The organism is Bradyrhizobium sp. Bra78 (assembly GCF_024519855.1).
Lineage (GTDB): Bacteria > Pseudomonadota > Alphaproteobacteria > Rhizobiales > Xanthobacteraceae > Bradyrhizobium > Bradyrhizobium japonicum_G.
Map to the genome: position 1 here is coordinate 465,150 of NZ_JALJRE010000001.1, position 21,739 is coordinate 486,888.

The window sequence follows — 21,739 nt, forward strand, 5'->3', positions numbered from 1 at the left end:
GGCCCGCGCCAAAAGCGGCCGGATGATGCCATGACCGCTCTGTCAAAAAAGCCCGCGGCGATACGCGTGGTGCTGCCTTTCGTGTTCCGGCACTGGCTGAAGCAGCCGGGGCCAACGCTTGCCGTCGTCGGCAGCCTGATAGGGGCGACGGCCGCCGACCTGTTCATGCCGCTCTTTTCGGGGCATCTGATCGATGCGCTGACGCGCGGGCCGTCCAATCCCGACGCGCGTCACGCGGCGCTGGTCGCATTCGGCGCCATCGTGGCGCTGGGCGCGGCCTCGATGGTGCTGCGGCTCGCAGGGCTGCAGGCGATCGTGCCGTTCACGCTGAAGATCATGTCGGAGGTCGCTCAGGACGCGTTCATGCGCGTGCAGCGATTCTCGACCGATTGGCACGCCAACTCTTTCGCCGGCTCCACCGTGCGCAAGATCACGCGCGGCATGTGGGCGCTCGACCTGTTGAACGACACCATCCTGCTGGCGTTGTTGCCCTCGCTGGTCGTGCTGATCGGCTCGATGGTCCTGCTCGGCTTGCACTGGGCCTCGCTCGGCGGGGTGATCGCGCTCGGCGCGCTGGGCTATGTCACGATGACGGTGCTGTTCTCGACGCGATACATCGCGCCGGCCGCGCGAATCTCCAATGCCTGGGACACCAAGGTCGGCGGAACACTGGCGGATGCGCTGACCTGCAACGCCGTGGTGAAATCATTCGGCGCCGAGCTGCGCGAGGATGCGCGGCTTGCCCGCGTCGTCAGCCGCTGGCGCGTGCGGGTGCGGCGGACCTGGTTCCGGTACAACTACACGGCCATGTCGCAGCTCTCGCTGCTGCTGTGCCTGCGTGCGTCCGTGATCGGAGGCTCGGTGTTGCTGTGGATGTCGGGGCACGCTTCGCCCGGTGACGTCACTTACGTGCTGACGAGCTACTACGTCATCCACGCCTATTTGCGTGACGTCGGCATGCACATCAACAATTTGCAGCGCTCGGTCAACGACATGGAGGAGCTGGTGGCGATCCATGACGAGCCGATCGGCATTGCCGATGCTGCCGACGCGGTGCCGATCGCGATCGAGGGCGGCGAGATCGTGTTCGACGACGTCACGTTCCAATATGGCGGCCACCGCACGCCGCTCTATGACGGCCTGTCGGTGAGGATCCGTGCCGGCGAACGGGTTGGCCTGGTCGGCCGCTCCGGCTCCGGCAAGACCACCTTCGTCAAGCTGGTGCAGCGGCTCTACGACGTCACCGGCGGCCGCGTGCTGATCGACGGGCAGGACATCGCGAAGGCGACGCAGCAATCGTTGCGCAGCCAGATCGCGATCGTGCAGCAGGACCCGATCCTGTTTCATCGCACGCTCGCCGAGAACATCGCCTATGGCCGGCCCGGCGCCAGCCTGGAGGCGATCGAGCAGGCGGCGCGGCTCGCCAATGCGCACGACTTCATCCTGCGCCTGCCGAAGGGTTACGGCACCCTCGTCGGCGAACGCGGCGTCAAGCTGTCGGGCGGCGAGCGGCAGCGCGTCGCGCTGGCGCGCGCGTTCCTGGCGGATGCGCCGGTGCTGATCCTGGACGAGGCGACCTCGAGCCTCGATTCGGAATCGGAGGCGCTGATCCAGCAGGCGATGGAACGCCTGATGAAGGGCCGCACCTCGATCGTGATCGCGCACCGGCTGTCGACGGTGACGAGCCTCGATCGCATCCTGGTGTTCGACCGCGGCGAGATCGTCGAGCAAGGCACCCATGCCATGCTCGCGGGCAAGCAAGGCGGCATCTATCGCGGCCTGTTCGAGCGCCAGGTGGTGGAGCTCGGACACATCGCAGCAGCGGAGTGAGGCGCGTGGCGGCAGCGCGGACGTCCCGCCGTCACGGCGTCAAGGATGGAATGACATGAAAGACCTGACAAACGGCTCCATCGTGAGACACATCCTGGCCATGACGCCGCCGATCATGGCCGGCATGATCTCGATCATGATCTGCCAGCTGGTCGATCTGTATTTCGTTTCGGGATTGGGCGATGCCGCCGTTGCGGGTGTCGCCGCGGCCGGCAACGCCGGCTTTCTCGTCAACGCGCTGATGCAGGTACTCGGTGTCGGCACGGTGGCGCTGATCGCGCATGCCGTGGGACGCAAGGATCGGCCGGATGCCAATTTGATCTTCAACCAGGCGGTCGCGCTGTCGGCGCTGTTCGGCCTGTTGACCCTGGTCGCGGGATCGGCGCTGTCGCGCCTCTACATGCGTTCGATCGCCGCGGACCAGGCCACGATCGAGGCGGGAACCATTTATCTGTTGTGGTTCATGCCCGCGCTTGCCCTGGAGTTCGTCATGCAAGTGATTGCATCCGCGCTGCGCGCGACCGGCATCGTGCGCCCCGCCATGTTGGTGCGGGTTCTCGCGGTCATCATCAACATCGCGCTTGCGCCGGTGTTGATCTCGGGCTGGGGCACGGGCTACGCGCTCGGCGTTGCCGGCGCGGGGCTGGCGAGCTCGATCGCGGTCGCCATCGGCGGCCTGATGCTGCTTGCGTATTTCCGCAAGGTCGAGCGCTATGTCGCCTTCAATCCGGCGCAGTGGTGGCCGCAACCGCGCCATCTGAAGCGCATCCTCAACGTCGGCCTGCCGGCCGGCGGCGAGTTCGCGATGATGTTCATCTTCATGGCGGTGGTCTACTACGTCATCAGCGATTTCGGCGCCGCGGCGCAGGCGGGATTCGGTATCGGGCAGCGGATGCTCGGTCTGATCCAGATGCCGGCGCTCGCGGTGGCCTTGGCTGCCGGTCCGATCGCCGGCCAGAACGTCGGCGCTGCCAATGGCGCGCGCGTGCGGGAAACGTTCGTCAAGTCGGCGCTGATCACCACCGTCGTGATGGTCGGCTTCATGATCCTCGCGCAGGTGAAGCCGGAGCTGCTGCTCGCCGGGTTCTCGAACGACCAGGAGACGATGGCGATCGCCTACCTGTTCCTGCGGATCATCTCGCTCAACATGGTGGCGCAGGGCCTGATCTTCACCTGCTCGAGCATGTTCCAGGGCCTCGGCAACACCAAGCCGGTGCTGCTGAGCTCGGTGACGCGCGTGTTCACCTATTCGCTGCCGGCGATCTGGCTGTCGACGCGGCCGGGCTTTCGGATCGAGCATGTCTGGTACCTGTCGATCGCAGCGACGACGCTGCAGGCGGCTTTGAGCCTGTGGCTGCTGCGCCGCGAGTTCAAGAAGCGCCTGGTGGTGGTCCGGCACGAGGAGGCGTCAGACCAGGCTGCGCCGGAGCCCGTGGCGTCGCCTGCACGTGCGCCCGCGTAGCGATACCTTGTCCTGTCCCCACGGCTGCGGCTAATTTGCGGGGCCGTCGGAACGGGGATTGGGTATTTTCCGCGTTCCTGGTGTCCTGCACGGCGCTGATGCTCTATTCGTTCGCCGTCGCGATCAATCCCGCGCTGTCGCTGAAACTATGTCTGTCGCGCGACCGTGGCGAAGTTCGACGGCGACCATGAGCTCAGTGCCGTTGAGAACGAAGTCAGCGGCAGGGGACGCGGCTGGAGTTCTGGCGCAATTCAGTCGGCTTTGTCGCTGCCGCGCCGTTGTTCGGTCATGGCACCGGTGCGACCCGCGGTCTGGCTCCCTGGATTGTCCTCCTGGACGTGGTGCATAACATGCCGTCCTCGCTGCTCAACGCGCATCTTTTCGATTTCGCCGCGGGTTGGATCTACGTGTTCGGCGTCGGCGTCGCCGGCGGCATGGTGCTCGACGGGCGGCGCAGCATGTTGCTTGCGGCGGCCGGCGATGTCGAACGCGCGCGTCTTCTCCAATCCCCCGGCGGTCCGCCGAAGTGGCGCCTGAAGGCCCGACTGAACGACGCCTCCGACTCGTAACCGGTCTGGCAGGCGATGGACTTGATCGGTGTCGCAGTCGATGTCAGGGCGTGCGCGGCCAGCCGCAGGCGCCAGTGACCGAGGTATTGCATCGGTGGCTGATCGAGAAAGTGCTTGAAGCGCCCGGCAAGCACGCTGCGCGAGACCCCGACGCGACGCGCCAGACTGTCCACGGTCCAGTGGTGAAACGGCATGGCATGCATGTGCCTCAAGCCGGCGCCGGCAACCTGGTCATTGATGGCGGCGAACCAGCCGATTTCGTTCGCCGGAAGCTCCTGCATGTACTTGCGAAGGATTTCCACGAACATCAATTCGGTCAGGCGAGGCAGCAAGCTGCGTGACCCCGGCCGCAGGCTGCTCGCCTGCGCCGCGGTGTGGCGGACGGTGCTGGCCAGCCATTCGTCGGCGGGACATGCGGGGCTGACGTGCAGCAATCTGGGCAGGTGGCACAGCACGGGGTGGAACAGCAACTCGTCACATTGAAGAAATCCGCAAATGATCCGTGTGTTGGGACCGGCGCCGCCATGCTCGATGACGACAACGTCCGTCCAGGGCGGGTTCGGCAACAGGCTGCCGACTTGCATCGGCAGGACGGGCTCTCGTCCGCGGAGCCGATGACTGTCGCCGTACGGAAGAACAACGACGTCGCCCTCGCTCAACCGCACCGCCGGATGCTCGTTCAATTCCATCCAGCACTCACCTGATGCGATGATGTGAAAGGGAATGACCCGTTCGGTCCGCAGCGGCAGCAGCCGGGCAAGCTGGCACGCCTCCGGTGTCGTGACCGCCCAGGGCTCACGAAACTCGGCGCGGAACAGCACGGTGCCCGCAAGATGCATGCTGCCCAGCACGTCCGACAGAAGGTCAGCCGGCGTTTCGGTCAAGACTTGCGGAGCCTTGGTCATGTTCGGCCGGTGCTCAGACACATAGGATGCAATCTCGCAAACCGATTGAAAGGGTATTCAACTTGAATAACGAGGCACGTGATCTGGTCGTGGTCATGACACATGGTACCGACCACGAATTGTCGTCCGTTGGCGTGACCATAGCTCTCGGCGGAATGACGGCCGGCCTTAAGGTCTCCATCTTCCTGACCAGCGCCGGTGTCGACATCGTGCGACGCGGCGCGGCCGATCTTACGCAGGTCAAGCCGCTCGATCCACTGGCCGACATGCTCCGTGACTTCATGGGCAGGGGAGGGAAACTCTGGGCTTGCACGCCCTGTGTCAAAAGCCGCGGCTATGTACAAGAGGACCTGCTGGATGGTGTCGTCATCTCCGGTGCGAGCGTGATGCACGAACTGATCAAGGGCGGCGCGGCGACGCTCAGCTTCTGAACCGGAAGAAGGCGCGCCACGATCTTCTTCCTAACCCAATAGGAATGATTCCGGTCTGCCGCATCCTCCGATTGGGGGATGCGGACATGCCGGCAAGCACGCGTCAGTGCGGCCCCAGCATGCTCCAGACGAGGCCGAGGCCCGACAGGAACAACAGGCCGAGCACGACGTCGCCAAAATGCTTGTCGCTCAGCGCGTGATAGACGCGGGCGCCGGCCCATGCGCCGATCAGCGTGCCCGGAAAGGCGACAGCTGCGAGCCAGACGACCTTCAGCTCGACGAGGCCTGACGCCGTCTGCAACACCAGTGCGGTCGCGAGCACGGTGAAGTTGAACAGCTGGAAGATGCCGCGCCGCTCATGCTTGTTCCAGCCGCGAATATTGGCCCACAGGATCGGCAATGGCCCGGACAACCCGGCAAGGCCGCCGAGTATGCCGCCGGCAAAGCCGATCGCGCCGTCGGCGATCCGTCCGCCGAAGGTGATGGCGAGCGGCTTCTTGTTCAGGTACAGCGCGCTCGAGAAGATCAGCAGCAGCACGCCGACGCTCAGCTTGAACACTTTTGGATCGGCTGAGGCGACCAGCATGGTGCCCAGCGGCACGCCGATCAGTCCGCCGATCAGGAACGGCCACACCAGCGAGAGGTCAAAGCTCTTCCACATCGAGGGCAGGGTCGAGGTCTGCGCGATCACCGAGCAGATCAACACCAGCGGCACCGCGAGCGAGGGCGGCAGCACGTAGAGCCAGATGCCGAGCGCCATCAGTGCCGTGCCGAAGCCGGCAAGGCCCGAGACGAAGCCCCCGGCCAGTGCGCCGAGCAGCAGCAGCGCGTAGGTGAGCGTTTCCAACAGATTGTTCCGTTCGCCAGAGCGATCTCGTACTCTTGATCGCCATCGCTCGCATAGCACAGCTGCGGCGGTGCAGGTCAATTTCAAAACTCCACGCAAGCGTGATCGCCGACGGCGGGCGTTGGCGAAAGACGGGCCTAGACGATCTGCCTGGTGTCGGCGGGCCTGTGCAGCGCGCCGACCAGGATGCGCAGCGCTTCGGTCAATTCCGCCCTGTTGCGGGCTGCGCCAAGCGATACGCGCGCCGCATGTGGCGGTGTCCCGTCGACGGTGAAGGCATCGCCGGCGACGACCGCGAGTCCATTGCGCAACAGATGTGCCGCCACGTCGGGGCGCCCCTCCGGCAGCCTTAGCCACAGATGATGGGCTGCGGGCTTGGCCAGGAACTGAAACCCTTTCAGTGTTCGTTGCGCGAGTTGCTGGCGGCCGATTGCCTCGTTGCGGATCGCGGTGATGATGCGATCGGCGATGCCGGCCTCGATCCAATGCGTCACCAGCGCGACCATCAGTGGCGCCGGCATCTGCACGGTGGCCTGCAAGCAGCTGCGCATCTGAAGCTGTGCGCCGGCGTCGGGCGTCACCAGATAGGCTACCCGCAGCGCCGGCGCGATGCATTTTGACAGCGTGGTCGCCAGATAAGTCCGCTCCGGAATGAGGTTCGCGATCGGTGATGCCGAGCGATCGAGCAGCCCGTAGGCGTCGTCCTCGATCAGAATCGTATCGGCGTCGCTGATGATCCTTGCGATGGCGCTGCGCCGCTCGGGGGCAAGCGTCGCCGTGGTCGGATTGTGCAGCGTCGGAATGAGGTAGACGGCCTTCGGTCTGTGCGCGCGGCATGCTTTCGCCAACGCATCGGGCAGGATGCCGCCGTCATCCATCGCGACGCCGACGAGCTTGACGCCGAGCTGCGCCGCGGCTGCCTTGATGCCGGGGAAGGTGAGAGCTTCCGTCAGCACGACGTCACCAGGACGCGCAAGGTGTGCGAGCAGGTTGAACAGGATCGTCTGCGCGCCGGGAAAGATCACGAGCTTGTCGGCATGCGCGTGTGGAACCCGTGCCCGCATCCAGCGCGCCGCGACCTCGCGCTCGTGCGCGCTGCCGCCCGGCGGCTGGTAGTTCAGGAAGGCGGTCAGTCCTGATTGCGCCCGGAGGGCTTCCAGCCCCGCGACGATGCGTTCGTCGAGCTGCGCCTCGAGCGGATGCGGCGGCACGTTCATCGAGAGGTCGATCGCGACGGGATGCGGCAGGTCGACCGCGCGGCGCGCGCTGGTCTCCGACACGAACGAACCCTGGCCGACGCGGGCCTCCATGATCCCGCGGCGCCGCGCCTCGGTGTAGGCGCGCGTCACCGTGGTGAGGTCGATGCCGAGCGCTTTTGCCAGTGCGCGCTGTGTGGGGAGCTGCTGGCCGCGCACCAGCCGGCCGGCGGCGATGTCGGCCTCCATGGCCTCGACGATGCGCTGGTAGCGCGGCCCGCTCAGCTCCGAGATTGTAGGGGTCCAATCCATGCAATTTAGGCCCATATCCTTTGAATGTATGGATGCAAGATATTATTGTATGGATCAGCGAAAAGGAAGAGGTGCTGTCATGGCAACCGGTTCAGTCTCTCTCTCGAAGGCGATGTGGCGCGGCTTTTCGGGCAAGTGCCCGAATTGCGGCGAAGGACATATGTTCGGCCGTTTTCTTAAGGTCGCCGATAGTTGCGACCATTGCGGCGAGGAGCTTTTCCACCAGCGCGCCGATGACTTCCCGGCCTATCTCGTGATGGTCGTTGTCGGCCATCTCGTGGTGCCGGCGATCCTCGCGGTCGAGACCGCCTATGCGCCGGCCGTCTGGCTGCAATTGGCGGTGTGGCTGCCGGTGACGCTGTTCGCCTCGCTCGCGCTGCTGCAACCGACCAAGGGTGCCATCGTCGGCCTGCAATGGCAGATCGGCATGCACGGTTTTGAGGCGAGCAAGCTTCGGCGCGAGCCGGTTGAACTTGCGCCGGTGATGGTGAAGGCGGACACGCGCGCCGCCTGAGCGGCGCCGGCGTTTACATCGCGCGACCGGCCGCTACACTCCATCGTACAAGCACGAACGATGGAAACGCCGATGGCCGCAGTCTCGAAGACCTTTTTGCTCTGTCACGGCGCGTGGTCCGGCGGATGGGCCTGGAAGAAGATGCATCCGCTGATGGCGCAGGCCGGGCACCGCCTGGTCGCGCCGACCTATACCGGGCTCGGTGAGCGCGCGCATCTTGCGAATCCAGCGATCGATCTCGAAACGCATATCCAGGACATCCTCAACGTCATCAAATTCGAGGACCTCGACGACATCGTGCTGCTGGGCCACAGCTATGGCGGCATGGTCGCGACCGGCGTCGCCGATCGCGCGCGCGAGCGGGTGACGCAACTGATCTACATCGACGCCTTCGTGCCGCGTGACGGCCAATCGCTGTTCGACCTCAACGAGAGCGGGCGCGAGCCGATGCGCAAGGCGGCAGCTTCAGGCGACGGCTACCGCATCCCGCCCAATCCGCCGCCGCCGGATACGCCGCAGGCCGATCTCGACTGGCTCAACGCGCGCCGGGTCGCCATGCCGGTCAAGTGCTTCGAGACGAAGCTGAAGCTCGAACACGGCGAGCCGGCGATGCCGCGCAGCTACATCTATTGCAAGCGCATTCCGCCGGACGACGTGTTCGGGCAGTTTGCGACGCGCACGAAGAACGAGGCTGGCTGGCGCTATTTCGAGCTCGACGCCAGTCATGCGCCGAACGTGACGGCACCGGAGGCACTGATGACGGTGTTGGCGAAGATCGCAGGCTGATCCACGCTCGTCATTCCGGCTCAAATGGTGAGGGGTCCGATGCGTTAGCATCGAACCCCTCGTCACTTCCTTAGTAAGACGCGTTTTCTTGACGCGAACCGGAAAACCACTTCGCTCGAAAACGCTTTAGAATATCAGCCGGCCTGTAAGCCGGGTTCTGTAAGGCACCGTCCGCTTGCGCGAACGATACGCGACGGCCATTCCTCTGGGACCATGTTTGCACATGGCCTCGAGCAACCTACCCGGACGGCGGGCCTGACATCGCCCCGCGGCGTTATCGCTTTCGCGAACAGCCCGCTATGCCGTCCCTATTCGGTTTTGCTCCCGGTGGGGTTTACCATGCCGGCTCCGTTGCCGGAGCCGCGGTGCGCTCTTACCGCACCTTTTCACCCTTACCTGCTTGCGCAGCTTGCGCTGCGAAGGCTGGCGGTTCGTTCTCTGTGGCACTTTCCCTGAGGTCACCCTCGCCGGACGTTATCCGGCACCGCATGTCAAGGGAGCCCGGACTTTCCTCCCCGGCGGCCTTTCGGCGGTTGCTGGAGCGGCCGTCCGGCCGACTGACGGGGTACGCATGGGGCATTTGTGACGGTTTCGTCAAGCGAAGATCGCCGTGCACGCCGGGACGAAAATAATTATCCTGAAGATGTCGTTTGAGATGCGTTCCGTTCGACTGGATGTCGGCGATCCAGCCGAGCCACAGGAGTTAAGCGATGCAATATCTATTGATGATCTACCAGAACGAGGTCGAATACGCGAAGAACGACGCGGCGACCAGCCAGAAGATGCTGGCTGAATACCAGGCCTTCACGCAAGGCATCGTCCAGAGCGGCAATTTCAAGGCCGGCGACCGTTTGCAGCCGACCACGACCGCGACGACCGTGCGCGTGCGCGAGGGCAGGACGCTGACGACCGACGGCCCTTTTGCGGAGACGCGCGAGCAACTCGGCGGCTATTATCTGGTCGAGGCGAAGGATCTCAACGCGGCTATCGAGATCGCGGCGCGGATCCCCAGCGCGCGGATCGGCTCGATCGAGGTGCGGCCGATCTGGGTGTACGAGAAGTGATGGCGTAGCCGCGCATCGCCGCATGACCCCTTCTGAGATCGAAACAATCTTCCGCGACGAGGCGGGGCGGGCGCTGGCCACGATGATCCGCCTCGTCGGCGATTTCGATCTCGCCGAGGACGCGCTCCAGGATGCCTTTGCCGTGGCGCTGGAGCGCTGGCCGGCATGCGAGGTGCCCGACAATCCGCGCGCGTGGCTGGTCAACGTCGCGCGCAACAAGGCGATCGACCGTATCAGGCGCCACGCCGTCTTTCGCGGCAAGCGGCAGGCGCTCGTGCACGAGCTCGAGCTGAATGCGCAAGCGCCTGACGAGCCGCCGGCCATGCTCGACGACGACATGCTGCGGCTGATCTTCACCTGCTGCCATCCTGCATTTGCGCCCGAAGTCCAGGTCGCGCTGACGTTGCGCACCGTCTGCGGTCTCTCCACCGCGCAGGTCGCGCGCGCCTTCCTTGTCGGTGAGGAGGCGATGGCGCAGCGCCTCCTCCGCGCCAAGCAGAAGATCCGGCTCGCCGGCATTCCCTACGAGGTGCCCGAACGCGCCGCGCTGGCGCCGCGGTTGGATGGCGTGCTCGCCGTGATCTATCTCGTCTTCACCGAAGGCTATGTGGCGACGTCGGGCGCCGATTTGATGCGGCCCGATCTTGCGGCCGAAGCGATCCGGCTCGGCCGCTTGCTCGACCGGCTGATGCCCGATCGGACCGGCATCAAGGGCCTGCTGGCCCTGATGCTGCTGCACGATGCGCGCCGCGCCGGGCGCGAGACCGCCGCCGGCGATATCGTGCTGCTGGAGGAGCAGGACCGTTCGCGGTGGGACCGCGCGCAGATCGAGGAAGGCCTTGTTCTGGTGGACGGTGCGCTACGCATGCCAGGCCGGCCGCAATCCTATGCAGTGCAAGCCGCGATCGCCGCGCTTCATGCGCGCGCGCCGAGCTATGAGCAGACAGACTGGCCGCAGATCGCCGGGCTCTATGAGGTGCTGCTGCGCATCACCCCGTCGCCGGTGGTCGAGCTCAACCATGCTGCGGCGGTGTCGATGGTCGACGGACCCGCACGTGCGCTCGATCTGGTGGATGCGACCGCCGCCCGCGGCGGGCTTGACGGCTACGAGCTGTTGCCCGCGGTGCGCGCGGACCTGCTGCGACGGCTCGGCCGCAAGGACGAGGCGATGGAGGCGTATGTTGCGGCGACGAAGGCGACGCAGCTCGCGCCGCTGCGACGACTTTATGCGCGAAGGATGAGGGAATTGACGTAGTTGCCAGAAACTCCGTCATTGCGAGGAGCCCTTGCGACGAAGCAATCCAGAATCTTTCCGCGGTGACAGTCTGGATCGCTTCGCTGCGCTCGCAATGACGGGCGAGCGTCACTTCGACGCAACGGCCGTCCCATCCGCCGGCAAGCTCGCCAGCAGCGCCTGCAGGGTCGTCAGCGTGGAGTGATCCGCAACACCATCCAGCCGTGCCGGGCGGAAGTGGCGCTGGAAGGCGGTGACGACTTCCATCGTCGCGGCATCGTATTTGCCGGTCAGCGGCACCCCATAGCCGTATCTGGCGAGCGCCTGCTGCAGGCTCAGCACCTCGTCGCTGATGGTGCCGAGCATCAGGCTCTCGCCGCGCACGACCGGTGCGGGCGTCACCCAGTGACCGACGCCGGAATTGGCCAGCGAATGCCAAGGAAATTTTTCGCCCGGATCCTTCTTGCGCGCCGGCGCAACGTCGGAATGGCCGAGCACCCGATGCGCGGGTACCTTGCGGCGCAGCATGATGCCGCGGCATAGCGCGATTACGGCGGCGATCTGGCGCAGCGGAAACTCCGGATAGCCCCAGTCGTGGCCGCGATTGACGATCTCGACCCCGATCGAGCAGGAGTTGATGTCATCCTCTCCGGCCCAGGACGAGACGCCGGCATGCCAGGCGCGCCTCGCCTCCGGCACGCATTGCACGATGCGGCCATCCTCCAGCACGACATAATGTGCCGACACCTCGGTGCCCGCGGAGCAGAGCCGCGCCAGCGCACCCTCGACGTCGGGCATTCCGGTGTAGTGCAGCAAGATCATGTCGGGCTGCCGGCCCTTGTTGCGGTCGCCATGGTTCGGCGAGGGGATGATGTCGGAGACGATCGACGAATCCGGCTCGAACGTCCGCATGTTCGCCGCGGCCTTGGGAACCGGGAGAACGCGTTGACGCTTCGAATCAGATCCAGACGGAGTGGACGAACCGGACGACATAAACAGCTCGAGACGGACAGAGAGCGGGCCAAGCCTTTTTCTTTACCATTCCTTTACCCTCGGCCGTGCGCAATCGCGCGGCGCGGTTAACGGATGCATTTTGGCCCGTGTGTGTGGATGAGGCACCACTGCGGCATCACCTTTTCGACTTGTAATGGGCCGATCAACGCTTTCTTAACGCTAAGGGCCGTTACTGAGAGATGAAGAGCCGACCCGCGTCCGGAGACGGCCAAAGCGTATTTTGGCTCGAAATCCCATGGCTGCCCGACAAATTCCACTGGGAACACCGGGTTGGCGGCTCAGGGTGACCGGGCTCGGGTACCATGCTGGACGGGGGTTGGGTCGTGGAACCGCCGCGACGCGGAATCATTCGAGGCGTTATGGGCTCGCTCGTCCCCGATCTCACATCTGCGTTCGGCAGGCGTGGCGCATGAGCCCGGCTCCGCACGTCCCCGTTCTCGGCCGCGAGGCCATCGACCACCTCGCGCCGCGCGAGGGTGGTGTCTATGTCGACGCGACCTTCGGCGCAGGCGGCTACAGCCGCGCCATCCTCGACGTGCCGGGAACCCGGCTCATCGCGATCGACCGCGACCACACCGCCATTGTTGGCGGTGCCGAACTGGTCGAACGCTCCGCGGGCCGGCTGACGCTGGTCGAAGACCGCTTCTCCAATCTCGCCGAAGTCTGCGCGGCGCAAGGCGTCGATGCCGTCGACGGCGTCGTGATGGATGTCGGCGTATCCTCGATGCAGCTCGACCAGGCAGGCCGCGGCTTTTCCTTCCGCCTCGACGGTCCGCTCGACATGCGGATGGGGCAGGCGGGACCCACGGCGGCCGACATCGTCGCGCGCGCCTCGGAAAGCGATCTTGCCGACATCATTTATCTCTTTGGCGAGGAGCGGCATTCGCGCCGCGTTGCCCGCGCCATCGTCGCGGACCGGCAGGAAACACCGTTCACGACCACGCGCGCGCTCGCCGATCTCGTCGGCCGGGTGGTTCGTACCAAGCCCGGCGATATTCACCCGGCGACGCGGACGTTCCAGGCTTTGCGCATCTTCGTCAACGAAGAGCTCGAGGAACTCCAGACCGCGCTCGTTGCGGCCGAGCGTGTGCTCAAGCCCGGCGGCCGGCTCGTGGTCGTCTCGTTCCATTCGCTGGAAGACCGCATCGTCAAGAATTTTCTCGCCGAGCGCTCCAGGACCGGCGGCGGTTCGCGCCATCTGCCGGAAATGTCGCAAGCGGTGCCTAGCTTCGAGCTTCTGACGCGGCGGCCCGTCGTTGCAGGCGAGGACGAACTCGCGCACAATCCGCGGGCACGTTCCGCAAAGCTGCGCGCTGCCGAGCGCACCTCGGCGCCTGCGCATGACGATGGCGCGCAATCGTCCTGGCCAAGGCTCTCCGACGTGATGAGGGGCGGCTAGCGCATGCGCTTCATCCACCTCCTCGTCATCGGCGCGCTGATCTTCGCGGCAGCCTATGTCTACCGGATCAAGATGGACTCCACGGCGCGCACGGAGAAAGTGTTGCGGCTGCATGCGGAGATCCGCGAGCAGCGCGACGCGATCGCCTCGCTCCGCTCCGAATGGGCCAAGCTCGATGCGCCGCTGCGCCTGCAAGGCCTGTCCGACCGGCATCTGCAGCTCAAGCCGGTCAACGGCACGCAATATGATGCGCTGAAGAACCTGCCGGAACGACCGCCGCGGATGTTCAGGCCGGGCGAGCCGGATCCGATCGGGGCCATGCTCAACACCATCGAAGCTGCGAGCGATCCCGAGAATGTGACGGGCTCGGTGCCTCAGTCCGAGGACAAGCAATGAGTCCGGCGACGCCTGCAAAACCCACCGAAACTCCGACTGAACCATGGCGGCAGCGGCTGATTCGCAGCCTGCTCTACGGGCGCAACGTCGACCGCGCCGCGAAGGCGCGGGCGCGCGTCGGCCTCGCGATGCTCGCCTTTGCCTCGGTCTACGCCCTGATCGGCGGCCGGCTCGTGATGTTCGCGATCGGCGCCGACGCCCACGGCGCACGCCGCGCCGCGGCACAGGAGGTGGTCGCGACCGCGCGGCCCGACATCATCGATCGCAATGGCGCGATCCTGGCGACCGACGTCAAGGCGTCGAGCCTGTTCGGCGAGCCGCGCCGCATCATCGACAAGGACGAGGCGATCGAGCTTCTGACCGCCACGGTGCCCGACCTCGACGAGGCCGAAGTGCGCGAGCGCCTGTCGGCGCGCAAGGGCTTCGTCTGGCTCAAGCGCGAGATCACGGCGAAGCAGCAGCAGGACATCCACAAGCTCGGCATTCCCGGCATCGGCTTCCTGCGCGAGAACAAGCGCGTCTATCCGACCGGCAACGAGGTCGCCCACGTTATCGGTCTCGTCAACATCGACAACCAGGGCATCGCCGGGATGGAGAAGTGGCTCGACAATCAAGGGCTCGCCGATCTCCATCGCGCGGGCTTTGCCACCGACCGCCTGCAAAAGCCGATCGAGCTTTCGATCGATCTGCGCGTCGAGCACGCGCTGCGCGACGAACTCTTGAAGGCCAAGGAGAAGTTCCACACCAAGGCCGCCTCCGGCATCGTCTCCAACGTCAAGACCGGCGAGATCGTGGCGATGGTCTCGCTTCCGGATTTCGATCCGAACAACCCGAAGGAAGCGCACGACCCCGACCGCATCAACCGCCTGACCACCGGCGTCTACGAGATGGGCTCGACCTTCAAGGCGTTCACGCTGGCGATGGCGCTCGATTCCGGAAAGATCAGCCTGAACTCGATGTGGGATGCGCGCGGAAACCTGCACTACGGCAAGTTCACCATCCACGACAGTCATTCGCTCGGACGTTTCATCAACACCAAGGAGGTGTTCACCTACTCGTCCAACATCGGCGCGGCGCGGATAGCGCTCGGCCAGGGCGTCGAGGCGCACAAGGCCTTCCTCGCCAAGATGGGCCAGCTGACGCGGCTGCGCACCGAACTGCCGGAGAGCGCGGCTCCGCTGGTCCCGCGCCGCTGGAGCGAGCTGAACACGGTCACCATCGCGTTCGGCCAGGGCATGTCGGTGGCGCCGTTGCAGGCGGTGATGGGCATCAACGCGCTGGTGAACGGCGGCTATTTGATTCCTCCGACCTTCATGAAGCGCAGCGAATCCGAAGCGGCGGCAATGGCCAAGCGCGTGATCAAGCCGGAGACCAGCGACAAGATACGGTTCCTGATGCGGCTCAATGCCGAAATCGGCACAGCCAAGACCGCCGACGTCAAGGGCTACTATGTCGGCGGCAAGACCGGCACCTCCGAGAAGGTCATCAACGGCCGCTATGCCAAGAAGCGCGTGCTCAACTCCTTCACCGCGATCATGCCCTGCGACGATCCGAAATATCAGATCCTGATCATGCTGGACGAGCCGCAGGCGATTCCCGAGACGAAGGGTTTCATCACCTCGGGCTGGAACGCGGTGCCGACCGGAGGCAAGGTGATCGAGCGGATCGCGCCGCTTTTGGGCGTCGAGCCGCGGTATGACCTGCCGCCGTCCGAGCGCCTTATTCTTGCAGCATCCAGGACAACCCAGTAATCAACCGGGTGGGCCGTTGCCGCTGCTGAGTCGGGATTTCCCAGGGATTCGGCTTTCCGGTACGGCATGTCGACTGGAAGACCATGAAGCTGCGCGACCTGCTAGGTCAGGATGTTCTGGGCACTGATGCCGCACTCGAGCCCGCTGTCGCGGGGCTCGAGGTGAGCGGCGTTGCCCTCGACAGCCGTGTGGTCCAGCCGGGCGATCTCTTCTTCGCACTTGCGGGCAGCAAGACCGATGGCGCGCGCTTCATCGATGCCGCGATTGCCGCGGGCGCCGTGGCTGTGGCCGGCGACCACGCTCCGGCAGCCGGCCGGGTGCCGTTCGTCACGGTGCCCAATCCGCGCCGCGCGCTGGCGCTGGCCGCTGCGAAATTCTACCCCGCCCAGCCGGCGACCATTGCCGCGGTCACCGGTACCAGCGGCAAGACCTCGGTGGCCGCGTTCACCCGCCAGATCTGGGAGCGGCTGGGGCATGCCTCCGCCAGCATCGGCACCATCGGGCTCGTCTCGCCGAAGCGCACCGTCTACGGTTCGCTGACGACGCCCGATCCGATCGCGCTGCACCGGCAGCTCGACGAGATCGCGCGCGAGGGCGTGACCCATCTCGCCTTCGAAGCCTCCTCGCACGGGCTCGACCAGTATCGCCTCGACGGTGTGCGCGTCTCCGCCGGCGGCTTCACCAATCTCTCGCGCGACCACATGGATTACCATCCGACCGTCGCGCATTACCTTGCGGCAAAGCTGAGGCTGTTCCGCGAACTGGTCCTGCCCGATGGAGCCGCCGTGATTTCGGCGGACCACGACTGCTCGGCGGATGCGATCGCCGCGGCGAGGTCGCGCGGCCTGCGCGTGATGGCGGTCGGCCGCAACGGCGACGGGGCAGGCGAGGGCATTCGTCTCGCCGGTGCCGAGGTCGAAGGCTTCTCGCAAGTGCTCGCGCTCGAGCATCGCGGCAAACATCATTCGATCCGGCTGCCGCTGGTCGGCGAATTCCAGATCGAGAATGCGCTGGTGTCGGCCGGTCTTGCCATCGGCACCGGCAGCGACGCCGCAAACGTGTTCGCGAGCCTCGAACATCTCGAAGGCGCCAAGGGGCGGCTCGAGCGCGTCGGCGCGCACAACGGCGCGCCGATCTTCGTCGACTACGCGCACAAGCCGGATGCGCTGGCAAAGGCGCTGCAGGCTTTGCGTCCTTACGCGAAGCGCAGGCTGGTCGTCGTGTTCGGCGCCGGCGGCGATCGCGATGCCGGCAAGCGGCCGATCATGGGCGAGATCGCAGCTGACAACGCCGACGGAATCATCATCACGGACGACAATCCGCGCAGCGAGAAGCCGGAAGTTATTCGCGCCGAAATCCTCGCCACCGCGAAGGGCGCCCGCGAAATCGGCGACCGCGCCGCGGCGATCCGCGCCGCGATCGAGGAATTGCAGGATGGCGATGCGCTGCTCATCGCCGGCAAGGGCCACGAGACCGGACAGATCGTCGGCGGCCAGGTGCTGCCCTTCAGTGATCACGAGGCGGTTGCCGCCGCATTAGCGTCGAGGATTGCATGAGCGCGCCGATATGGACGGTGGCCGAAGTGGCGCGTGCGGTGGGCGCTGCCGGATCATTCCCGGACACGGGAATCGATTTCGTCACCCAGGACAGCCGGCTGGTGAAGCCGGGCAGCCTGTTCGTCGCGCTGAGCGGCACGCCGAGCGGCGGCTTCACCTCGAGCTTCGCCAGCGCTCGCGACGGCTGGGAATTCGCGGACAAGGCGGCGGCTTCGGGCGCGGTCGCGATGATCGTGCCGCACGAGATCGCGGGCATCGGCATTCCGCAGATCGTCGTGAAGGACACGCTGATCGATGGCCTCTGGGGCCTCGCGCGCGCCGCCCGGTCACGCTTCCACGGTCCGGTGATCGGCCTCACCGGCAGCGCGGGCAAGACCAGCACCAAGGAATTCCTGGCGGCCTATCCGAACGCCTATGCCAGCCCGTCGAGCTTCAACAATTTCTGGGGCGTGCCGCTGACGCTGTGCAACGCGAAGCCCGACGCCAGCCTCTGGGTCGTCGAGATGGGCATGAACCAGACCGGCGAGATCGCGCGGCTCAGCGAGCTCACGCGGCCGACGGTCGCGCTCGTCGTCAACGTCCAACCCGTGCATCTGGAGAAGCTCGGCTCGCTCGACGCCATCCGCCGCGAGAAGGTATCGATCGCGCTCGGCCTGCCCTCGGACGGTGTGCTGGTGCTGCCCGCCGGAATCAAGGCGCCGGACTGGAAGGGCAAGGTGTTGCGCTTCGGCGAGAAAGCCGAGGTGCACGAGGTCGCGCATGCGCCGCATGGCGAGAGCTGGCAGGTCGTGGCCGCGCTCGGCAAGAAGGAGATCGCCTTCCGCCTGACGCCGGGCGCGCCACACCGCGTGCAGAACGCGCTCGCCGCGCTCGCTTCGATTCGCGCCGCGAATCTCGATGCGGCGACGCTTGCGATCAAGCTCGACCGGATCGGCATCATGAGCGGTCGCGGCGTCGAGCAGGCGGTCGGCGGCGTCACCGTGATCGACGACAGCTTCAATGGCAACCCGGCCAGCGTCGCTGCTGCGCTGCAAAGCCTCCAGGCGCGCAACGTGACCGGCGGCCGCCGCATTGCGGTTCTCGGCGACATGCTGGAACTGGGCGATGACGCACCGAGCTACCACACCGGACTCGCCATGCATCTCGACGGCATCGACGGCGTCTACTGTGTCGGCCCGCTGATGCGCCACCTGTTCGAGGTCCTTCCTGCCGGCAAGGGCCTTGGCTGGCACGACGATCCCGTCACGCTGAAGCCGGACGAGGTCGCGAACCTGCTGAGGGCAGGCGATGTCGTGGTTGTCAAGGGCAGCAAGAAGATGTTCTGGGTCAACAAGTTTGTGCCGGGCCTAGTGGCCGCCTTGCAGGCAAAGGCGTAAACTGCTTGGAAGGCGCTGTTCCCGAATCCCACCCTTTTTGCGGCGCGAACCCGACCGTTTTCCCAGAGGTCGCCCGACCCCATGATGAAGACCAGCGAATGCGCGTGACGCAGGTTGACAAGGCCAAGATCAAGGCGCGTGCAAAGGCGCCATAGGACCGTCTGAATGTTTTACTGGCTGATCGAGCTCTCGAACACATTTCCGGGCTTTGGTGCCGTCCGCACCTTCCTGAACGTCTTCCGCTACATCACCTTCCGCACCGGCGGCGCGGTGGTCACCGGCGCGCTGTTCGTGTTCCTGTTCGGGCCCTGGATCATCGATCATCTGCGCATCCGCCAGGGCAAGGGCCAGCCGATCCGGACCGATGGCCCGCAATCGCATCTCGCCAAGAAAGGCACGCCCACCATGGGGGGGCTGATGATCCTGTCCGGCCTCACGGTCGGCACGGTGCTGTGGGCCAACCCGCTCAATCCCTACGTCTGGATCGTGCTGGCGGTGACGCTCGGTTTCGGTTTCGTCGGCTTCTATGACGATTACCTCAAGGTGACCAAGCAGACCACGACGGGCTTCGGAAGCAAGCTTCGCCTGCTGATCGAGGCGGTGATCGCGCTGGTCGCCTGCTACGCGCTGGTGCGGCTGAACCGCGATCCGGCGTCGACCGCGTTGACGATCCCGTTCCTCAAGGACACCGTGCTGCATTTCGGCTGGTTCTTCGTCGTGTTCGGCGCCTTCGTCATCGTCGGCGCCGGCAATGCGGTGAACCTCACCGACGGTCTCGACGGCCTCGCCATTGTGCCCGTGATGATCGCGACCGCGAGCTTTGCGATGATCGCCTACCTCGCCGGCAACGCGGTGTTCGCCGACTACCTCCAGATCAAATATGTCGCCGGCACCGGCGAACTCGCCGTGCTCTGCGGCGCGCTATTGGGCGCCGGCCTCGGCTTCCTCTGGTTCAACGCGCCGCCGGCGTCGATCTTCATGGGCGACACCGGTTCGCTCGCGCTCGGCGGCATGCTGGGTGCGATTGCGGTCGCGGTGAAGCACGAGATCGTGCTCGCGGTGATCGGCGGCCTGTTCGTGCTCGAGGCGGTCTCCGTCATCGTGCAGGTGGTGTCGTTCAAGCTCACGGGAAAACGCATCTTCCGGATGGCGCCGATCCACCACCATTTCGAGCAGCTCGGCTGGACCGAGCCGCAGATCGTGATCCGGTTCTGGATCATCTCGGTGATGCTGGCGTTGGCCGGCCTGTCGACCCTGAAGCTGCGGTGACCGGTCGATGATTCCCGTCACCTCCTTCGCCGGCAAGACGGTCGCGGTGTTCGGCCTCGGCGGCTCGGGGCTCGCCTCGTGCCACGCGCTGAAAGCGGGCGGCGCCGAGGTGATCGCCGCCGACGACAATGCCGAGAACGTGGCCAAGGCGGCGCAAGCAGGCTTCATCACGGCCGATTTGCGCAACGTCTCCTGGGTGAATTTCGCCGCGCTGGTGCTCGCGCCCGGCGTGCCGCTGACCCATCCGGTGCCGCACTGGAGCGTCTTGAAGGCGCGCGAGGCGGGCGTCGAGGTGATCGGCGACATCGAGCTGTTCTGCCGCGAGCGGCGGCGGCATGCACCGGATGCGCCGTTCGTCGCGATCACCGGCACCAACGGCAAGTCGACCACGACGGCTTTGATCGCGCATCTCACGAAGGTCGCCGGCTACGACACTCAGATGGGCGGAAATATCGGCACCGCGATCCTGTCGCTGGAGCAGCCAGGCACGGGCCGCGTCCACGTCGTCGAGATGTCGTCCTACCAGATCGACCTCACGCCCTCGCTCGATCCCTCCGTCGGCATTTTGCTCAACGTCAGCGAGGACCACATCGACCGTCACGGCACCATCGCGCATTACGCCGCGGTGAAGGAGCGCCTCGTCGCCGGCGTGCAATCCGGCGGCACATCGATCATCGGCGTCGACGACGGCTATTGCCGCGACATCGCCGACCGGCTCGACCGCGCCGGCAAGGACGTGGTGCGCATCTCCGTCAAGAATCCGCTGGCCTCCGGCATCCATGTCGAACATGGCACCATCGTGCGCACCGCGGGCGGTGCGCGCAGCGAGGTCGCCAAGCTCGGTGGCATCGGTTCGCTGCGCGGCCTGCACAATGCGCAGAATGCTGCCTGTGCCGCTGCCGCCGCGCTCGCGATGGGCATCAGCCTCGATGTGCTGCAGAACGGTCTGCGCAGCTTTCCCGGCCTCGCGCACCGCATGGAGCAGGTCGGCCGCCGTGGCAACGTGCTGTTCGTCAACGATTCCAAGGGCACCAACGCCGACGCCACCGCGCATGCACTGTCGTCCTTTTCGGACATCTTCTGGATCGCCGGCGGCAAGCCGAAGGCGGGCGGTATCACCGGTCTGACAGGCTACTTCCCGCGCATCCGCAAGGCCTATCTGATCGGCGAGGCCGCGCAGGAGTTTTCCGGCACGCTCGGGATGCAAGTGGCGCACGAGATCAGCCAGACCCTCGACGTCGCCGTCGAGCACGCCGCGCGCGATGCGGAAGCATCGGGGCTTGCGGACGCGGTCGTGCTGCTGTCGCCCGCCTGCGCCTCCTTCGACCAGTATCGCAACTTCGAAATCCGCGGCACCAGGTTCCGCGAGCTGGTGCAGGCGCTGCCGGGTGTGAAGCCGGTGGTGTGAGAATGGTGCGGCGACGCTGGATCGGAATCGCCGTGGTTGCTCTTGCTGTTCCGGTCGGTTTCCTTTTTGTTGTATTTTTTGACAAAGTCATGAGCGGTTTCGGCGCGTGCCGCATCGTTCGTCAGAGTGCGTTTGCCTCCCCAAGCGGCAGCAAGTTGGTTGTCGTGGTCTGGAAGGAGTGCGGAGCGACGGTACCCGACAGCACGCAGGCCAGCATCGTGGCTCGCGGTCGGACGTTCTCACCTGAAAGCACGCCGACCTTCGTCAGCGTGCGCGGGCATCTGGACGTGGTCGTCGCTTGGAGTAGTGAGCGGGCGGTCAGGATCGGCTTCATTCCCGGGGCAGACGAAGTCTACAAGCGCGATCAGCACGCGGGGGACATCACGATCAACTACGAATAAGGCCACGGGTCGGTCTATC

19 protein-coding genes and 1 other RNA gene are annotated in these 21,739 nt (G+C 65.6%); 15 read left to right on the forward strand and 5 right to left on the reverse strand.

Translation table 11 applies throughout. The features are described from left to right. The first annotated feature begins 30 nt into the window (after window positions 1–30). On the forward strand, window positions 31–1,830 hold the full coding sequence (locus OC450_RS02255; protein WP_262047088.1) for an ABC transporter ATP-binding protein: 1,800 nt from the start codon (window positions 31–33) through the stop codon (window positions 1,828–1,830). A 55-nt stretch (window positions 1,831–1,885) separates the two neighbouring features. Next, window positions 1,886–3,292, forward strand: a complete 1,407-nt coding sequence (locus tag OC450_RS02260; protein ID WP_211384486.1) for an MATE family efflux transporter — start codon at window positions 1,886–1,888, stop codon at window positions 3,290–3,292. Between the two features lie 403 nt (window positions 3,293–3,695). Here OC450_RS02260 and OC450_RS02270 read toward each other — a convergent pair whose 3' ends face one another. After that, on the reverse strand, window positions 3,696–4,766 hold the full coding sequence (locus tag OC450_RS02270) for an AraC family transcriptional regulator (protein WP_262047089.1): 1,071 nt from the start codon (window positions 4,764–4,766) through the stop codon (window positions 3,696–3,698). Between the two features lie 26 nt (window positions 4,767–4,792). Here OC450_RS02270 and OC450_RS02275 point away from each other — a divergent pair, with 26 nt between their 5' ends. After that, window positions 4,793–5,197: a DsrE family protein gene (locus OC450_RS02275; protein ID WP_211384488.1), complete on the forward strand. Its 405-nt coding sequence runs from the start codon at window positions 4,793–4,795 to the stop codon at window positions 5,195–5,197. 103 nt (window positions 5,198–5,300) lie between these two features. On the opposite strand, the gene OC450_RS02280 is transcribed toward OC450_RS02275, so the two are convergent. Together OC450_RS02280 and OC450_RS02285 are read right to left on the reverse strand one after the other, a co-directional pair. Beyond that, window positions 5,301–6,044 (reverse strand): sulfite exporter TauE/SafE family protein, encoded by a 744-nt coding sequence (locus tag OC450_RS02280; protein ID WP_211384489.1) that lies wholly within the window; start codon window positions 6,042–6,044, stop codon window positions 5,301–5,303. Between the two features lie 137 nt (window positions 6,045–6,181). Next, window positions 6,182–7,552 carry a PLP-dependent aminotransferase family protein gene (locus OC450_RS02285; RefSeq protein ID WP_256806015.1) on the reverse strand — a complete coding sequence of 457 codons (1,371 nt, stop codon included), beginning with the start codon at window positions 7,550–7,552 and terminating at the stop codon, window positions 6,182–6,184. Window positions 7,553–7,601: 49 nt separating this feature from the next. Here OC450_RS02285 and OC450_RS02290 point away from each other — a divergent pair, with 49 nt between their 5' ends. Further along, window positions 7,602–8,066 carry a DUF983 domain-containing protein gene (locus OC450_RS02290; RefSeq protein WP_256806017.1) on the forward strand — a complete coding sequence of 155 codons (465 nt, stop codon included), beginning with the start codon at window positions 7,602–7,604 and terminating at the stop codon, window positions 8,064–8,066. A gap of 72 nt (window positions 8,067–8,138) precedes the next feature. Then, window positions 8,139–8,852, forward strand: a complete 714-nt coding sequence (locus tag OC450_RS02295; RefSeq protein ID WP_211384492.1) for an alpha/beta fold hydrolase — start codon at window positions 8,139–8,141, stop codon at window positions 8,850–8,852. A 130-nt stretch (window positions 8,853–8,982) separates the two neighbouring features. On the opposite strand, the gene rnpB is transcribed toward OC450_RS02295, so the two are convergent. Then, window positions 8,983–9,413, reverse strand: an RNA gene (rnpB, locus tag OC450_RS02300) — RNase P RNA component class A. A gap of 149 nt (window positions 9,414–9,562) precedes the next feature. Between rnpB and OC450_RS02305 the strand changes: the two genes are divergently transcribed. Beyond that, window positions 9,563–9,916 carry a YciI family protein gene (locus tag OC450_RS02305; protein WP_256806019.1) on the forward strand — a complete coding sequence of 118 codons (354 nt, stop codon included), beginning with the start codon at window positions 9,563–9,565 and terminating at the stop codon, window positions 9,914–9,916. Between the two features lie 22 nt (window positions 9,917–9,938). Further along, window positions 9,939–11,171: an RNA polymerase sigma factor gene (locus OC450_RS02310; protein ID WP_256806021.1), complete on the forward strand. Its 1,233-nt coding sequence runs from the start codon at window positions 9,939–9,941 to the stop codon at window positions 11,169–11,171. A 108-nt stretch (window positions 11,172–11,279) separates the two neighbouring features. On the opposite strand, the gene OC450_RS02315 is transcribed toward OC450_RS02310, so the two are convergent. After that, the gene (locus OC450_RS02315; RefSeq protein ID WP_249129126.1) at window positions 11,280–12,062 is read right to left on the reverse strand and encodes an N-acetylmuramoyl-L-alanine amidase; all 783 of its coding nucleotides are present in this window, start codon (window positions 12,060–12,062) and stop codon (window positions 11,280–11,282) included. Between the two features lie 511 nt (window positions 12,063–12,573). Here OC450_RS02315 and rsmH point away from each other — a divergent pair. The 8 genes from rsmH to OC450_RS02355 all read left to right on the forward strand — a co-directional run bounded on the left by rsmH (window position 12,574) and on the right by OC450_RS02355 (window position 21,720). Then, entirely contained in the window at window positions 12,574–13,563 is a 990-nt protein-coding gene (gene rsmH, locus OC450_RS02320) for a 16S rRNA (cytosine(1402)-N(4))-methyltransferase RsmH (RefSeq protein WP_211384496.1), read from the forward strand. A gap of 3 nt (window positions 13,564–13,566) precedes the next feature. Continuing rightward, on the forward strand, window positions 13,567–13,959 hold the full coding sequence (locus OC450_RS02325) for a hypothetical protein (RefSeq protein WP_211384497.1): 393 nt from the start codon (window positions 13,567–13,569) through the stop codon (window positions 13,957–13,959). After that, window positions 13,956–15,710 (forward strand): peptidoglycan D,D-transpeptidase FtsI family protein, encoded by a 1,755-nt coding sequence (locus OC450_RS02330; protein ID WP_211384498.1) that lies wholly within the window; start codon window positions 13,956–13,958, stop codon window positions 15,708–15,710. The genes OC450_RS02325 and OC450_RS02330 overlap by 4 nt, the downstream gene beginning before the upstream one ends. 83 nt (window positions 15,711–15,793) lie before the next feature. Next, on the forward strand, window positions 15,794–17,266 hold the full coding sequence (locus tag OC450_RS02335) for a UDP-N-acetylmuramoyl-L-alanyl-D-glutamate--2,6-diaminopimelate ligase (RefSeq protein ID WP_256806029.1): 1,473 nt from the start codon (window positions 15,794–15,796) through the stop codon (window positions 17,264–17,266). Then, window positions 17,263–18,642, forward strand: a complete 1,380-nt coding sequence (gene murF, locus OC450_RS02340) for a UDP-N-acetylmuramoyl-tripeptide--D-alanyl-D-alanine ligase (protein WP_262047090.1) — start codon at window positions 17,263–17,265, stop codon at window positions 18,640–18,642. The genes OC450_RS02335 and murF overlap by 4 nt, the downstream gene beginning before the upstream one ends. A 165-nt stretch (window positions 18,643–18,807) precedes the next feature. After that, a complete protein-coding gene (gene mraY, locus OC450_RS02345) occupies window positions 18,808–19,911 on the forward strand; it encodes a phospho-N-acetylmuramoyl-pentapeptide-transferase (protein ID WP_024339539.1) in 1,104 nt (367 codons plus the stop codon). Between the two features lie 7 nt (window positions 19,912–19,918). Beyond that, on the forward strand, window positions 19,919–21,319 hold the full coding sequence (murD, locus tag OC450_RS02350) for a UDP-N-acetylmuramoyl-L-alanine--D-glutamate ligase (protein WP_211384501.1): 1,401 nt from the start codon (window positions 19,919–19,921) through the stop codon (window positions 21,317–21,319). Between the two features lie 2 nt (window positions 21,320–21,321). Continuing rightward, the gene (locus tag OC450_RS02355) at window positions 21,322–21,720 is read left to right on the forward strand and encodes a hypothetical protein (protein WP_211384502.1); all 399 of its coding nucleotides are present in this window, start codon (window positions 21,322–21,324) and stop codon (window positions 21,718–21,720) included. The last annotated feature ends 19 nt before the right edge of the window (window positions 21,721–21,739 follow it).

Coding starts and splice junctions, on each gene's coding strand:
- OC450_RS02255 (WP_262047088.1), top strand. CDS start 31: ATGACCGCTCTGTCAAAAAAGCCCGCGGCGATACGCGTGGTGCTGCCT.
- OC450_RS02260 (WP_211384486.1), top strand. CDS start 1,886: ATGAAAGACCTGACAAACGGCTCCATCGTGAGACACATCCTGGCCATG.
- OC450_RS02270 (WP_262047089.1), bottom strand. CDS start 4,766: ATGACCAAGGCTCCGCAAGTCTTGACCGAAACGCCGGCTGACCTTCTG.
- OC450_RS02275 (WP_211384488.1), top strand. CDS start 4,793: ATGCAATCTCGCAAACCGATTGAAAGGGTATTCAACTTGAATAACGAG.
- OC450_RS02285 (WP_256806015.1), bottom strand. CDS start 7,552: ATGGATTGGACCCCTACAATCTCGGAGCTGAGCGGGCCGCGCTACCAG.
- OC450_RS02290 (WP_256806017.1), top strand. CDS start 7,602: ATGGATCAGCGAAAAGGAAGAGGTGCTGTCATGGCAACCGGTTCAGTC.
- OC450_RS02295 (WP_211384492.1), top strand. CDS start 8,139: ATGGCCGCAGTCTCGAAGACCTTTTTGCTCTGTCACGGCGCGTGGTCC.
- OC450_RS02305 (WP_256806019.1), top strand. CDS start 9,563: ATGCAATATCTATTGATGATCTACCAGAACGAGGTCGAATACGCGAAG.
- OC450_RS02310 (WP_256806021.1), top strand. CDS start 9,939: ATGACCCCTTCTGAGATCGAAACAATCTTCCGCGACGAGGCGGGGCGG.
- OC450_RS02315 (WP_249129126.1), bottom strand. CDS start 12,062: ATGCGGACGTTCGAGCCGGATTCGTCGATCGTCTCCGACATCATCCCC.
- rsmH (WP_211384496.1), top strand. CDS start 12,574: ATGAGCCCGGCTCCGCACGTCCCCGTTCTCGGCCGCGAGGCCATCGAC.
- OC450_RS02325 (WP_211384497.1), top strand. CDS start 13,567: ATGCGCTTCATCCACCTCCTCGTCATCGGCGCGCTGATCTTCGCGGCA.
- OC450_RS02330 (WP_211384498.1), top strand. CDS start 13,956: ATGAGTCCGGCGACGCCTGCAAAACCCACCGAAACTCCGACTGAACCA.
- OC450_RS02335 (WP_256806029.1), top strand. CDS start 15,794: ATGAAGCTGCGCGACCTGCTAGGTCAGGATGTTCTGGGCACTGATGCC.
- murF (WP_262047090.1), top strand. CDS start 17,263: ATGAGCGCGCCGATATGGACGGTGGCCGAAGTGGCGCGTGCGGTGGGC.
- mraY (WP_024339539.1), top strand. CDS start 18,808: ATGTTTTACTGGCTGATCGAGCTCTCGAACACATTTCCGGGCTTTGGT.
- murD (WP_211384501.1), top strand. CDS start 19,919: ATGATTCCCGTCACCTCCTTCGCCGGCAAGACGGTCGCGGTGTTCGGC.
- OC450_RS02355 (WP_211384502.1), top strand. CDS start 21,322: ATGGTGCGGCGACGCTGGATCGGAATCGCCGTGGTTGCTCTTGCTGTT.